This is a genomic window from Phytopseudomonas flavescens (assembly GCF_900100535.1).
In the GTDB taxonomy this organism is placed as follows: Bacteria; Pseudomonadota; Gammaproteobacteria; order Pseudomonadales; family Pseudomonadaceae; genus Aquipseudomonas; species Aquipseudomonas flavescens.
Window position 1 is genome coordinate 70,149 of sequence record NZ_FNDG01000019.1, and the last position, 13,883, is coordinate 84,031.

Below are 13,883 nucleotides of genomic sequence, written 5' to 3' on the forward strand. Positions count from 1 at the left end.
AAAGTGGGGGCTGGTATGCGCATAGGCGCGCGATTGATCGCGGTCTGGCTGATGGTGGCGGTCATGGCAGCCGACGTGTGGGCCGCGTCGGATGTGCGCAGCGTTCGCCTGTGGCGCGCGCCGGACAACACGCGCCTGGTGTTCGACCTGTCGGGGCCGGTGCAGCACAGTGTGTTCACTCTGTCTGCCCCGGATCGGATCGTCATCGACATCAGCGGCGCCAAGCTGGTGACCCCGCTGGACAAACTCGCCCTCAGCAATACCCCGATCACGGCCGTGCGCTCGGCGCAGCGCACCCCCGACGACCTGCGCGTGGTCATCGACCTGTCATCCCAGGTCACCCCGAAGAGTTTCACGCTGGCGCCGAACCAGCAATACGGCCATCGCCTGGTGGTCGATCTGTTCGACCAGGCTTCGGATGCCGCACCAAGCCTGCCATCGACCACCACGGCCAGTGCACCGCCGGTGCCGGTCACGCCGACCCAGGCGCCGCCCAAGCTGGCGCCGGTGCCGGGTGGCAAGCGCGATATCGTGATCGCCATCGATGCCGGGCACGGTGGCGAGGACCCTGGGGCGCTGGGGCCGCTCAAGGGCCAGCTGGAAAAGCACGTGACCCTGTCCATCGCCAAGGAATTGCAGCGCCAGATCAACGCCCAGAGAGGCTTCCGTGCCGAACTGGTGCGCACTGGTGATTATTTCATCCCGCTGCGCAAGCGCACCGAAATCGCCCGCAAGAAGGGCGCCGACCTGTTCGTTTCCATCCACGCCGACGCGGCGCCCCGTGCTGCTGCATTCGGCGCCTCGGTGTATGCCCTGTCGGATCGGGGGGCTACTTCCGAAACCGCTCGCTGGCTGGCCGACGCGGAAAACCAGTCCGACCTGATCGGTGGGGCGGGCAACCTCAGCCTCGAGGACAAGGATCGGATGCTCGCCGGCGTGCTGCTCGACCTGTCGATGACCGCCTCGCTGTCGTCCAGCCTGAACGTCGGCCAGAAGGTCCTCGGGCAGATGGGCCAGGTCACGCCGTTGCACAAGCGCCGTGTCGAGCAGGCGGGCTTCATGGTGCTGAAGTCGCCGGACATTCCGTCGATCCTGGTGGAGACCGGCTTCATCTCCAACCCCAGCGAGGCACGCAAGCTGCATTCCGCCAGTCACCAGCAGAGCCTGTCGCGCTCGATCGTCACCGGCGTGAAGCAGTTCTTCGAGCAGAACCCACCGCCTGGTACCTACATCGCCTGGCTGCGTGACAATGGCAAGATCGTCCAGGGGCCGCGCGAGCACGTGGTCGCCTCTGGCGAAAGCCTGGCATTGATCGCCCAGCGCTACCAGGTCGGCCTGGCCACGCTGCGGACAGCCAACTCCCTGAGGTCCGATGTCATCAAGGTCGGTCAGACGCTGCAGATCCCGGCCACTTCGCTAGCTGCCCAGCCATGAGTGAAACGATGCGCATCCAGTTGCTGAGCCCGCGGCTGGCGAACCAGATCGCCGCCGGCGAAGTGGTCGAGCGTCCTGCCTCGGTCGTCAAGGAGCTGCTGGAAAACAGCCTGGACTCCGGCGCCAGGCGGATCGAGGTGGATGTCGAGCAAGGTGGCGTCAAGCTGCTGCGGGTGCGTGACGATGGACGAGGCATTACGGCAGACGATCTGCCGCTTGCCCTGGCACGCCACGCCACCAGCAAGATTCGTGAGCTGGAGGACCTCGAACAGGTGATGAGCATGGGCTTTCGTGGTGAAGCCCTGGCATCGATCAGCTCGGTCGCGCGCCTTACCCTCACCTCGCGGACTGCCGATGCCGAGCAAGCCTGGCAGGTGGAGACCGAGGGCCGCGACATGCAGCCGCGCGTGCAGCCCGCCGCACACCCGGTCGGTACCTCGGTGGAAGTGCGCGACCTGTTCTTCAATACGCCCGCGCGCCGCAAGTTCCTGAAGGCCGAAAAGACCGAGTTCGATCACCTGCAGGAAGTGATCAAGCGCCTGGCGCTGGCGCGTTTCGACGTGGCCTTCCACCTGCGCCATAACGGCAAGAACATCCTCTCGCTGCACGAGGCCAACGACGACGTCAGCCGTGCCCGGCGGGTGGCGGCGGTGTGCAGTTCAGGCTTCCTGGAGCAGGCGCTGCCCATCGATATCGAGCGCAACGGCTTGCACCTGTGGGGCTGGGTTGGCTTGCCGACGTTTTCCCGCAGCCAGGCCGACTTGCAGTACTTCTACGTCAATGGCCGCATGGTGCGCGACAAACTGGTCGCCCATGCCGTGCGTCAGGCCTATCGCGACGTACTGTTCAATGGTCGTCACCCGACCTTCGTGCTGTTTCTGGAGATCGACCCGACGGCGGTGGATGTGAACGTGCATCCCACCAAACACGAAGTGCGCTTCCGTGAGGGGCGTACGGTTCATGATTTCCTCTACGGCACCCTGCATCGCGCATTGGGCGAAGTGCGGCCCGAGGACCAGTTGGCCACGCCGGCCGCTGTCGAAACCCTGTTGCGCCCCACTGGCCAGGCGGCGGGTGAGTTCGGCCCCCAGGGCGAGATGGGCCTGGCCGCCAGCGTGCTGGAACGGCCTGTCGAGTCGGTCTGGCGCTCCCCGGGCGCCGGCTATCAGGGGCAGCGCGGCGAGTCGGCGCTGCCGGCGGCGGAAGCCCAGGGCGTGTACAGGGAATTCTTTGCGCCGATGCCCGCAGGCAGCACAGCTGTTTCGTTGCCGGAGGCCCAGGGCGACATTCCGCCCCTGGGCTATGCCATCGCTCAGCTCAAGGGCATCTACATTCTCGCCGAAAGCGCCCATGGCCTGGTGGTCGTGGACATGCACGCGGCCCATGAGCGCATCACCTACGAGCGCCTCAAGGTGGCGATGGCCAGTGAGGGTCTGCGTGGCCAGCCATTGCTGGTGCCCGAATCGATTGCGGTGAGTCAGCGCGAGGCCGATTGTGCCGAAGAGCATGGCCAGTGGTTCCAGAAACTCGGCTTCGAATTGCAGCGTCTGGGTCCGGAAACCCTGGCGATTCGGCAGATCCCGGCGCTGCTCAAGCAGGCCGAGGCGACCCGACTGGTCGCCGATGTGCTCTCCGACCTGCTCGAATATGGCACCAGCGACCGCATCCAGGCCCACCTCAACGAGCTGCTCGGCACCATGGCCTGTCATGGGTCGGTGCGCGCCAATCGCCGCCTCACCCTGCCGGAAATGAATGGCCTGCTGCGCGACATGGAGCAGACCGAACGCAGCGGCCAATGCAACCACGGTCGGCCGACCTGGACGCAGATGAGCATGGATCAGCTGGACAAATTGTTCATGCGCGGCCAGTAACCCGCGGGCCACGCTTGCGAGTGGCCGCCCATGCCCTGAAAATGGGCCGCCGTTCAACCGAGTCGTGCCGATGTCCTGCCTCCCTCCCGCCATCTTCCTGATGGGCCCGACCGCTGCCGGCAAGACCGATCTGGCGCTGGCGCTGGCGCATGCGTTGCCCTGTGAGCTGGTCAGCGTGGATTCCGCGCTGGTCTATCGGGGCATGGATATCGGCACCGCCAAGCCGGACAGGGCCACGCTGGAAGCGTTTCCTCATCATCTGGTGGACATCCGTGATCCGGCCGAAGCGTATTCGGCTGCCGAGTTCCGCTGCGATGCACTGGCTGCCATGGCCGAGATCACCTCGCGTGGGCGCATTCCGCTGCTGGTGGGCGGCACCATGCTGTACTTCAAGACCCTGCTCGAGGGCCTGGCCGACATGCCGGGAGCCGACGCCGAAGTGCGCGCCGTGCTCGAAGCGCGTGGGCAGCGTGAGGGTTGGAGTGTGTTGCACGAGGAGCTGCATGCGGTGGATCCGCAATCGGCGCTGCGCATCCACCGCAATGATCCCCAGCGTCTGGTACGTGCTCTGGAGGTATTCAAGGTCAGTGGCACGACCATGAGCGAATTGCGCCTGCGGCAAAGCGAAGAGCGCTCAGGAGCGGGGTGTTTCCCCTATACTGTGGCGCAACTGGCGATCGCGCCGGCGCAGCGGCAGATGCTGCACGAACGAATCGCGCAACGATTTGATCGGATGCTGGAACAGGGCTTCGTCGCCGAGGTCGAACGCCTGCATCGGCGAGGTGACCTGCACGCTGAATTGCCGTCCATAAGGGCGGTCGGCTATCGGCAGGTATGGGAACATCTGGAGGGGCGCCTGAGTGCGGCGTCGATGCGAGAGCGGGGTATCATCGCCACGCGGCAATTGGCCAAACGGCAGTTCACCTGGCTGCGTGGTTGGGAAAATGTGCACTGGCTGGACAGTCTCGATTGCGACAATCTGCCACGTGCCTTGAAATACCTGGCGACGGTCTCCATATTGGCCTGAGACCTTGCCGCGGGCCGTCTATCCTTGGGGGAAGACGTGCCAAAGCCGTTTTGTTGGTTCAAGCAAACCGTTCAACAGTCATTCTCAATTACTCAATTATCGATCCATTAAGGAGTGCGGCACATGTCAAAAGGGCATTCGCTACAAGACCCTTACCTCAACACCCTGCGTAAGGAGCGCGTCCCGGTTTCCATCTATCTGGTCAACGGTATCAAGCTGCAGGGCCAGATCGAGTCGTTCGATCAGTTCGTCATCCTGCTGAAGAACACCGTCAGCCAGATGGTTTACAAGCACGCTATTTCCACTGTGGTGCCGAGCCGCCCGGTTCGTCTGCCAAGTGCGTCCGAGTCCGAACAGGCCGAGTCCGAGCCAGGCAACGCTTAATCCAGGGGGCTGCATTGTTCTTCGAGCGCCATGAAGGGGGTGAACGGGCCATCCTGGTTCATCTGGATAGCCAGAACACCGAGGCGAGCGAGGATCCCCAGGAGTTTCAAGAGCTGGCGCTTTCCGCAGGTGCCGATGCCGTAGCGTTTTTCAGCGTGCCGAACAGTCGGCCCACGGCGAAATTCCTTATCGGCAGCGGCAAGGTGGAAGAGCTGCGTGATCAGGTCAAGGCCCGCGAGGCCGACCTGGTCATTTTCAATCATGTCCTTACGCCCAGTCAGGAGCGTAATCTCGAGCGAGTGTTCGAGTGTCGCGTGCTTGACCGTACCGGGTTGATTCTCGATATTTTCGCCCAGCGCGCGCGCACCCATGAGGGCAAGCTGCAGGTCGAACTGGCCCAGCTCGACCACATGAGCACGCGGCTGGTGCGTGGCTGGACTCACCTCGAGCGACAGAAAGGCGGTATCGGCCTGCGCGGTCCGGGTGAAACCCAGCTGGAAACCGACCGGCGCCTGCTGCGCGTGCGCATTCGCCAGATCAAGCAGAGGCTGGAGAAGGTGCGCAGCCAGCGCGAGCAGGCTCGCCGCGGGCGCAAGCGCGCGGACATCCCTTCCGTGTCCCTGGTCGGTTACACCAACGCCGGCAAGTCCACGCTGTTCAATGCGCTGACCGAGTCGCAGGTCTACGCCGCCGACCAGTTGTTCGCCACCCTCGACCCAACCCTGCGTCGCCTGCAGCTCGACGACCTCGGGCCGGTGGTGCTGGCGGACACCGTGGGGTTCATCCGCCACCTTCCGCACAAACTGGTCGAGGCCTTTCGCGCTACGCTCGAGGAATCGAGCAACTCCGATCTGCTGTTGCATGTGATTGACGCTCATGAGCCAGAGCGTACGGCGCAGATCGAGCAGGTGCTGGCGGTGCTCGGGGAAATCGGTGCGCAGGATCTGCCGGTGCTCGAGGTTTACAACAAGCTCGATCTGCTGGAAGGTGTCGAGCCCCAGATCCAGCGCAATGCCGATGGCCGACCGGAGCGGGTGTGGTTGTCTGCCCGTGACGGGCGTGGTTTGCCACTGCTCGAGCAGGCCGTGGCCGAGCTGCTGGGTGATGACTTGTTCGTCGCTACCTTGCAACTGCCGCAGCAATTGGCACGCCTGCGCGCGCAGTTCTTCGAGCTGGGTGCGGTGCAGCAGGAGTCTTACGCCGATGATGGCAGCAGTCTTCTGCAGGTGCGCATTCCTCGCGTCGAATTGAACCGATTGGTCAGCCGCGAAGGCTTGCAGCCGCTAGAATTCATCGAGCAACACACTTTGCAATAAAGCCCGCAGCGGTGATTTTGCCGCTGGAAGCGGGCATTCTGTAGCATTGGCGGGCGCGCCGTTGGCGCGTCTTTGCTTTATCAGTATGGAGAGCGCTATGGCTTGGAATGAGCCGGGTGGCAATTCGAATAATCAGGATCCCTGGGGTGGCGGCGGTCGTCGTGGTAATGGCGGCGGCGGTGACCGCAAGGGACCACCGGATCTCGACGAAGCCTTCCGCAAGCTGCAGGACAGCCTGAATGGCCTGTTCGGTGGCGGCAAGAAACGCGGCAGTGACAACAATGGGTCCAGAAACAAGGGTGGCGGTTTCGGCCTGCTGTTCGTCGTACTGGCCGTCGTGGGCGCCTTTTGGCTGTACAACGCTATTTATGTGGTCGACGAGCAGGAACAGGCCGTGGTGCTGCGTTTCGGTAAGTACCATGAGACGGTCGGCCCGGGTTTGAACATCTATTTCCCGCCGATCGATCGCAAGTTTCAGGAAAACGTCACCCGTGAGCGTGCTTACAGCAAGCAGGGGCAGATGTTGACCGAAGACGAGAACATCATCGAAGTGCCGCTGACGGTGCAGTACAAGATCAGCAACCTGCAGGATTTCGTGCTCAACGTCGACATGCCGGAAACCAGCCTGCAGCATGCCACCGACAGTGCCGTGCGCCACGTGGTGGGGTCGACCGAGATGGATCAGGTACTGACCGAAGGCCGTGAGCAGATGGCCGGTGACGTGCGTGAGCGCCTGCAGCGTTTCCTCGACACCTATCGCACCGGCATCACGGTGACTCAGGTGAATCTGCAGAGCGCTGCGGCGCCGCGTGAAGTGCAGGAAGCCTTCGATGACGTGATCCGGGCCCGTGAAGACGAGCAGCGCGAGAAGAACCAGGCCGAAACCTACGCCAATGGCGTGGTGCCGGAAGCCCGCGGCCAGGCCCAGCGGCTGATCGAGGATGCCAGCGGTTACCGCGACGAAGTGATCTCCCGCGCCCAGGGTGAGGCAGAGCGTTTCACCGCGCTGGTGGCCGAGTACCGCAAGGCGCCCGAGGTCACTCGCGAACGTCTGTACCTGGACACCATGCAACAGATGATGAGCAATACCAGCAAGGTGCTGGTGACCGGCGACAAGGGGCAGAACAACCTGCTTTATCTGCCGCTGGACAAGATGATCGACAGCCGTGGCGGCGGTGCGTCGAGCAGTGCTGCCGGTGCTGGCGCTGGTGCGGCCGATCTCGGCGCACGCGTAGGCAATAACGTTGGGCAGGCCGACTTGCGCACAAGGGAGGGCCGTTGATGAGCAATAAATCACTGGTGACTCTGATCGTAGGCGTGGTGCTGGCACTGGTCGCCTGGAGCAGCTTCTACATCGTCGCGCAAACCGAGCGTGCGGTGTTGCTGCAGTTCGGTCGGATCGTCGAGGCGGACGTGCAGCCTGGTCTGCACGTGAAGATTCCTTACGTCAATCAGGTCCGCAAGTTCGACGCGCGCCTGCTCACCCTGGATACCGTCAACTCGCGCTTCCTGACGCTCGAGAAGAAAGCGCTGATGGTCGATGCCTATGCCAAATGGCGCGTGCTGGATGCCGAGCGTTACTACACCGCCACGTCGGGCATGAAGCAGATCGCCGACGAGCGTCTGTCGCGTCGTCTCGAAGCGTCGCTGCGCGATCAGTTCGGTAAGCGCACCCTGCACGAGTCGGTATCCGGCGAGCGTGATGCGTTGATGGCCGATGTCACGGCGTCGCTCAATCGGGCGGCTCAGCGCGAGCTGGGTATCGAGGTGGTGGACGTTCGCGTCAAGGCCATCGACCTGCCCAAGGAGGTCAACCGCAGCGTATTCGACCGTATGAGCTCGGAACGTGAGCGGGAGGCCCGCGAGCATCGCGCCAAGGGTAAGGAACTGGCCGAGGGTATTCGTGCCGACGCCGATCGTCAGCAACGCGTACTGCTCGCTGAAGCCTACCGCCAGGCCGAGGAGCTGCGTGGTGAGGGTGATGCCCAGGCCGCTGCCATCTACTCCAAGGCGTATGGTCAGGATCAGGAGTTCTACTCCTTCTACCGCAGCTTGAACGCTTACCGCGAGAGCTTCTCCGACAAGCGTGACGTGCTGGTGCTGGATCCGAGCAGCGATTTCTTCCGTTATCTGGAAAAGTCCAAGCCTTGATGAAGCGGTAAGTCGCGGGCTGCAAGCTGCAGGTCGATGCCAAGTGCTCACCTGTCGCTTGAAGCTTGTGGCTTCAGGCTTTTCGCGTGGTATGATGCGGCAGCCGGGAAAATCCCGGCTTTTTTACGCCTGTGGGAATCATGCGGCACGAACCGAGCGTTGCGTTCTGTCTTTCAAGGTCGATGACCTTGCCTCCTTCCGCGCCCCTGGCGTGGGGGCTTCGTGCAATCAATTCACTGATCGTCTCGATGCCCGTTCCTGGAGCCGACCGGCCTGTTGCCGGCTTTGGCTTTCCATCCGCTTCACTGAAGGCTTGTGCCGCCCGAATCAAGAGGGAAATGGCGAAATGGCGACGGTAGACCGCTGGCTGCTGCCAGATGGGATCGAAGAAGTATTGCCCCCGGAAGCGGCGCGCATTGAAGTCGCGCGCCGTCAGGTGCTGGATCTGTTCCAGCGCTGGGGCTATGAATTCGTGGTGACCCCTCATATCGAGTACCTTGAGTCGCTGCTGACCGGCGCCGGTCAGGACCTGGATCTGCGCACCTTCAAGGTGACCGATCCACTGTCCGGCCGGCAGATGGGTTTTCGTGCCGACATCACGCCGCAAGTGGCACGCATCGATGCGCATACGCTGCGCCGTGAAGGCCCGAGCAGGCTGTGCTATGCCGGCAGCGTGCTGCATGCTCAGCCACGTGCACTGACCACATCGCGCAGCCCGATCCAATTGGGTGCCGAGTTGTATGGCGACGCCAGCCCGGCCAGCGACGTCGAGGTGATCAGCCTGCTGGTCGACACCCTCGAACTGGCCGAAGTGCCCGACCTGCACATGGACCTCGGCCATGTCGGTATCTACCGTGGGCTGGCGCGCGCCGCCGAGCTGTCCGGGGAGGTCGAGCAGCAGTTGTTCGACGCCCTGCAGCGCAAGGCCATGGACGAGATCGATGCACTGACCGATTCGCTGCCGGACGCCCTGCGCCGCATGCTGCGCGCGCTCGGCGAACTGTGTGGCGGTCGTGAAGTGCTGGATCTGGCCCAGGCCTGCCTGGTCGAAGCGCCGCACGACGTGCATGAGGCGCTGGATGACCTGCTGGCCATCGCCGATGCGCTGAGCGTGCGTTATCCAGAACTGCCGCTGTACTTCGATCTCGGAGAGTTGCGTGGTTATCACTACCACACCGGTGTGGTGTTCGCCGCATTCGTGCCGGCCGTTGGCCAGGCGATCGCCCAGGGCGGCCGTTACGACGACATCGGTGCCGACTTCGGGCGTGCTCGTCCGGCCACGGGGTTCTCCACCGACCTGAAGACCCTGGTCAGTCTCGGCCGTATGCCGCTCGGCGAAGAGCCGGCCGGCATCTGGGCGCCGGACAGCCACGACGTTTACCTGTGGCAGGCGGTTCGCCGTCTGCGTGCCGAAGGTGAGCGGGTGGTGCAGGCGCTGCCGGGGCAGGCGTTAGGGGATGCCGCAGAGGCTCGCTGTGATCGCCAACTGTTGCTGCGTGACGGTCGCTGGCAGGTGCTGGCACTGGACTGAGCGACCACGGTGGTCGTCTATTCTGAATTACTTTCGCCGGCCGTGACCGGCTCAAGCTTGCGCGAAGAGGACAAGTGTTATGGGTAAGAATGTCGTCGTCCTGGGCACCCAGTGGGGTGATGAGGGCAAAGGCAAGATCGTCGATCTGCTGACCGAGCATGCGGCCGCCGTCGTGCGTTACCAGGGTGGTCACAACGCCGGTCACACCCTGGTGATCGACGGTGAGAAGACCGTGCTGCACCTGATCCCGTCGGGCGTGCTGCGTGAAGGTGTGCAATGCCTCATCGGCAATGGCGTAGTGGTGGCGCCCGATGCCCTGCTGCGCGAGATCAACAAGCTGGAAGAGAAGGGCGTACCGGTGCGCGAGCGCCTGCGCATCAGCCCGTCCTGCCCGCTGATCCTGTCCTACCACGTCGCCCTGGATCAGGCGCGCGAGAAAGCCCGTGGCGAGCTGAAGATCGGCACCACCGGTCGTGGTATCGGCCCGGCCTATGAAGACAAGGTCGCTCGCCGCGGCCTGCGCATCGGCGACCTGTTCCACCGCGAGCGCTTCGCCGCCAAGTTGGGCGAACTGTTGGATTACCACAACTTCCAGCTGGTGAATTACTACAAAGAACCGGCCATCGACTTCCAGACCACTCTCGACGAGTGCATGGAATACGCCGAGCTGCTCAAGCCGATGATGCTCGACGTCACTGCCGAGCTGCACAATCTGCGTCGTGCCGGCAAGGACATCATGTTCGAAGGCGCCCAGGGGTCGCTGCTGGACATCGACCACGGTACCTACCCTTACGTCACCAGCTCGAACACCACGGCGGGCGGCATCGCCACCGGTTCCGGCGTTGGCCCGATGTATCTGGATTACATCCTGGGCATCACCAAGGCCTACACCACGCGCGTCGGTTCCGGTCCGTTCCCTACCGAGCTGTTCGACGACATCGGTGCGTTCCTGGCCAAGCGTGGCCATGAGTTCGGCGCCACCACCGGCCGTGCCCGTCGCTGCGGCTGGTTCGATGCGGTGATCCTGCGTCGTGCCATCGACGTCAACAGCATTTCCGGCCTGTGCCTGACCAAGCTGGACGTGCTCGACGGGCTGGAAACCATCCGTATCTGCGTGGGCTACAAGAACGAGCACGGTGCGGTCATCGATGCGCCGACCGACGCCGACAGCTACATCGGCCTGGAGCCGGTGTACGAGGAAATGCCGGGCTGGAGCGAATCGACCCTGGGTGCCAAGACCCTGGAAGAACTGCCGGCCAACGCGCGTGCCTACATCAAGCGTGTGGAAGAGCTGGTCGGTGCCCCGATCGACATCATCTCCACCGGGCCGGATCGCAACGAGACCATCGTGCTGCGTCATCCTTTCGCCTGAGTGCTGACGGCTGCTTTGCCGTCACGGGCATGAAAAAAACGGGCCGCCCTTGTGCGGCCCGTTTTCATTTGACGGGCACTGGTGCTCGGGCGCAATCTGGCAATGTGCCGCCATGCGGCACGCGCCTTGCTTGATGTTGATCCTACCTTGCTGTTGTCGCCAGTGCTGGCGGTCGGAGGATTTGCCCGTGGTCGCTGTTCTGTCGCTGTTTCGCAGCCGTCTGTTGCTGCCGGTATTCATCGCGCTGGGTGTTGCGCTATTCGTTCAGGTAGTGCTGGTGCTGGCCTTGACCCGTACGACGGTCGACGGCCTGGTGACCGACCTGGAGCATCGGCTGGGCAGTGATGCCGGGCGTCTTTCTGCTGAGCTTGAACAGGCCAGCCAGGAGGTTTCCGCCAGCCTGGGAGGCCTCTCCGTACGCACCCGCGAAAGCCTTTCCGCCGGCCTGTCGAGCCGCCTGGGCGAAGAGCGGGTGCAGATGCGTGCCAGCCTGGAAAAGAACCTGAAAGATTCCGCCAACGACCTGGCGCAGTTGCTCGCTGCGGTGGCTCCGCGGGCCATGTGGGATTCCGATATTCCGGCCCTGTCCGAATTCGCCCGGCGTGCACAGCGTAACCCCAATGTGCTGTTCGTGATTTACGACGATGCAGAAGGTAACCATCTGACCCGCTACCTCAATCGCCAGAACGAACAGATCAAGACCTTGCTCGAGAAGGGCGCAGGGGAGCGTGCGCTGGACAAGGTCATCGATGCTGCCAAGAGCGATTCCACGGTGTACTTCGTCGAGGCCGGCATCAGCCCCAATGGGGTGGAGATCGGCAAGGTGCTGATGGGGGTGTCCACTGCGGCCATCGATGCCGATCTGGCGGCTATCGACGCCCGTTTCGAAGCGTTGCTGGCCAGTGCCGGCCAGTTGGTGGCCGACAGCCTGGCGGGTGCCTCCACCGAAAGTGCCAGCGCATTGTCGGCGCGCCTGGCAGCGGCACAGCAGGCCGCTCAGAGCATGTCGGCCAATACCAGCGCGGCGGTCGACGCGGCGGCCGCGAACTTGCGCTGGCGTATCGGGCTGGGGCTGGCGGTGGTCGGTCTGGGTGTGCTGCTGGCCCTGGCGATCGTGCTTGGTCGCCGCGTGGTGGTGCGTCTGCGGACCCTGATCGCCGCCCTCGACGACCTGGCGGCGGGTGAGGGGGACTTGACCCGGCGCATCGCGATCGACAGCCGTGACGAAGTCGGCGAGATGGCATCGGCGGTCAATCGTTTCGTCGCCAAGCTGCAGCCCATCGTGCGTGAAGCCGGTGAGGTGGCGGTGCGTACCGGGCAGGAAATCAGCGCGCTGAGCGCGCGTAGCGCGGCGGCCGAATCGGCAGCGGAAAGGCAGCGTGACGAAGTGGCGGCCAGCCTGCAGGCGCTGGCCTCGATGGCTGACGAGGCGCAGGCCGAGAGCCGCGCCATGCAGGAGGCGCTGCAGCGCGTCGAAACCATCCGCCAGGCGACCCAGGAAAACGCCACCATCGGCGATCGGGTCGGCAGCTCCATCGAGGAGCTGGTGCAGCGGGTCGATGCCGGTTCGGCGGTGATCGAGCGGCTGGCCAAGCAGAGCGAGCAGATCGAGGTGGTGCTGACCGTCATCCGCTCCATCGCCGAGCAGACCAACCTGCTGGCGCTCAATGCCGCCATCGAGGCAGCGCGGGCGGGGGAGAGTGGGCGTGGATTCGCGGTGGTCGCCGACGAGGTACGGGCGTTGGCCAGCAAGACCCAGCAATCGACCGGCGATATCCAGTCGCACATCGTTGCCCTGCAGCAGGGCGCTCGCGAGGCGGTTGGCGCGATTGGTCAGGCGGGCGAGCAGGCCGATCAGGGCTTGGCGGCACTGCGTGAGAGCGCGCGCATCCAGCAAGCGGTGCAGCGTTCGGTGGAGGATGTGCACGGCGCCATCAATGCCGCGACGCAGGCGGCCGCCCACCAGGCTGAAGGCGCCGATGCAGTGCGTGGGCGCGTCGAAGTGATTCATTCCGAGGCTCAGCGCGCCGCCGAGGCGGTAGCTGCGACCGCCAATAGCGGGCGCGTGCTCGATGGCCTGGCGGGACAGTTGAAGGCCAGCCTGGGGCAGTTCAAGGTCTGAAAGGACGGCGGCAAGCTGCAAGCCATAAGCTTCAAGTGAAGGCAGGGGCTTGGCCGTGGGCTGCAAGGGGCGCTGTACAGACTGTGTGAAAACTACTGCGCTCGGTCATGCGGCGTTGAAAATCGGCTGGAATGCCAGCCCAGTCAAAATGCTCATTTACAACGCGTAAACTGCGCTTTTGACTTACTTCGTTCGCCCTGCGGGCCTGCCTTCGGCTGTTACTCCGCTGCGCTACGTTTCGCCATTTTTTGCCTTGCCTGACCTTCGCTCGCTAGGTTTTCACACGGCCTGTGTATGCCGTTTGCCGCCTTTCTGCAGGCAATAAAAAACCGAGCCATTGGCTCGGTTTTTTGAATTTGGTGCCCAGGAGAAGACTCGAACTTCCACGACCTTGCGGTCACTGATACCTGAAACCAGCGCGTCTACCAATTCCGCCACCTGGGCACTGCAGTAATGTTCACCGTCACCGGTACGGATCATCACGTCCGTTATTTGCAAGGCAGGTTATCAAGCTGCTTCACGAAATTTGGTGCCCAGGAGAAGACTCGAACTTCCACGACCTTGCGGTCACTGATACCTGAAACCAGCGCGTCTACCAATTCCGCCACCTGGGCACTGAAACGGATGATTGCTCATCTGTTCCGTGTTACAACGTCTGCTCGACGCTGTGGGCGC

General features: G+C 63.5%; 10 protein-coding genes and 2 tRNA genes. 10 read left to right on the top strand and 2 right to left on the bottom strand.

The genetic code is table 11. The features are described from left to right. Positions 1 to 3 precede the first annotated feature (3 nt). From BLR94_RS20950 to BLR94_RS20995, 10 genes are all read left to right on the top strand, one after another. Positions 4 to 1,434 (top strand): N-acetylmuramoyl-L-alanine amidase, encoded by a 1,431-nt coding sequence (locus BLR94_RS20950; RefSeq protein WP_208601358.1) that lies wholly within the window; start codon positions 4 to 6, stop codon positions 1,432 to 1,434. After that, on the top strand, positions 1,431 to 3,305 hold the full coding sequence (gene mutL / locus BLR94_RS20955) for a DNA mismatch repair endonuclease MutL (protein WP_084308396.1): 1,875 nt from the start codon (positions 1,431 to 1,433) through the stop codon (positions 3,303 to 3,305). The genes BLR94_RS20950 and mutL overlap by 4 nt, the downstream gene beginning before the upstream one ends. Before the next feature lie 70 nt (positions 3,306 to 3,375). Further along, entirely contained in the window at positions 3,376 to 4,332 is a 957-nt protein-coding gene (gene miaA / locus BLR94_RS20960) for a tRNA (adenosine(37)-N6)-dimethylallyltransferase MiaA (RefSeq protein WP_084308395.1), read from the top strand. Positions 4,333 to 4,455: 123 nt separating this feature from the next. Further along, a complete protein-coding gene (gene hfq / locus BLR94_RS20965; protein WP_042554464.1) occupies positions 4,456 to 4,716 on the top strand; it encodes an RNA chaperone Hfq in 261 nt (86 codons plus the stop codon). Positions 4,717 to 4,730: 14 nt separating this feature from the next. Then, positions 4,731 to 6,032 carry a ribosome rescue GTPase HflX gene (gene hflX, locus BLR94_RS20970; protein ID WP_084308394.1) on the top strand — a complete coding sequence of 434 codons (1,302 nt, stop codon included), beginning with the start codon at positions 4,731 to 4,733 and terminating at the stop codon, positions 6,030 to 6,032. Positions 6,033 to 6,129: 97 nt separating this feature from the next. Then, the gene (hflK, locus tag BLR94_RS20975) at positions 6,130 to 7,314 is read left to right on the top strand and encodes an FtsH protease activity modulator HflK (RefSeq protein ID WP_084308393.1); all 1,185 of its coding nucleotides are present in this window, start codon (positions 6,130 to 6,132) and stop codon (positions 7,312 to 7,314) included. Next, positions 7,314 to 8,183 (top strand): protease modulator HflC, encoded by an 870-nt coding sequence (gene hflC, locus BLR94_RS20980; protein ID WP_084308392.1) that lies wholly within the window; start codon positions 7,314 to 7,316, stop codon positions 8,181 to 8,183. The genes hflK and hflC overlap by 1 nt, the downstream gene beginning before the upstream one ends. A 346-nt stretch (positions 8,184 to 8,529) precedes the next feature. After that, positions 8,530 to 9,714: an ATP phosphoribosyltransferase regulatory subunit gene (locus BLR94_RS20985; protein ID WP_084308391.1), complete on the top strand. Its 1,185-nt coding sequence runs from the start codon at positions 8,530 to 8,532 to the stop codon at positions 9,712 to 9,714. Between the two features lie 79 nt (positions 9,715 to 9,793). Then, positions 9,794 to 11,086: an adenylosuccinate synthase gene (locus BLR94_RS20990; protein WP_084308390.1), complete on the top strand. Its 1,293-nt coding sequence runs from the start codon at positions 9,794 to 9,796 to the stop codon at positions 11,084 to 11,086. 187 nt (positions 11,087 to 11,273) lie between these two features. Then, positions 11,274 to 13,208 (top strand): methyl-accepting chemotaxis protein, encoded by a 1,935-nt coding sequence (locus BLR94_RS20995; protein ID WP_084308389.1) that lies wholly within the window; start codon positions 11,274 to 11,276, stop codon positions 13,206 to 13,208. 357 nt (positions 13,209 to 13,565) lie between these two features. Here the strand turns inward: BLR94_RS20995 and BLR94_RS21000 are convergent. Both BLR94_RS21000 and BLR94_RS21005 read right to left on the bottom strand, forming a co-directional pair. Next, positions 13,566 to 13,652, bottom strand: a tRNA-Leu gene (locus BLR94_RS21000). A gap of 83 nt (positions 13,653 to 13,735) precedes the next feature. Continuing rightward, positions 13,736 to 13,822: transfer RNA gene (locus tag BLR94_RS21005), tRNA-Leu, on the bottom strand. Between the last annotated feature and the right edge of the window lie 61 nt (positions 13,823 to 13,883).

Excerpts from the sequence above, each read along its gene's own strand:
- mutL (WP_084308396.1), top strand. The coding sequence starts at position 1,431 with ATGAGTGAAACGATGCGCATCCAGTTGCTGAGCCCGCGGCTGGCGAAC.
- miaA (WP_084308395.1), top strand. The coding sequence starts at position 3,376 with ATGTCCTGCCTCCCTCCCGCCATCTTCCTGATGGGCCCGACCGCTGCC.
- hfq (WP_042554464.1), top strand. The coding sequence starts at position 4,456 with ATGTCAAAAGGGCATTCGCTACAAGACCCTTACCTCAACACCCTGCGT.
- hflC (WP_084308392.1), top strand. The coding sequence starts at position 7,314 with ATGAGCAATAAATCACTGGTGACTCTGATCGTAGGCGTGGTGCTGGCA.
- hflK (WP_084308393.1), top strand. The coding sequence starts at position 6,130 with ATGGCTTGGAATGAGCCGGGTGGCAATTCGAATAATCAGGATCCCTGG.
- BLR94_RS20990 (WP_084308390.1), top strand. The coding sequence starts at position 9,794 with ATGGGTAAGAATGTCGTCGTCCTGGGCACCCAGTGGGGTGATGAGGGC.
- BLR94_RS20985 (WP_084308391.1), top strand. The coding sequence starts at position 8,530 with ATGGCGACGGTAGACCGCTGGCTGCTGCCAGATGGGATCGAAGAAGTA.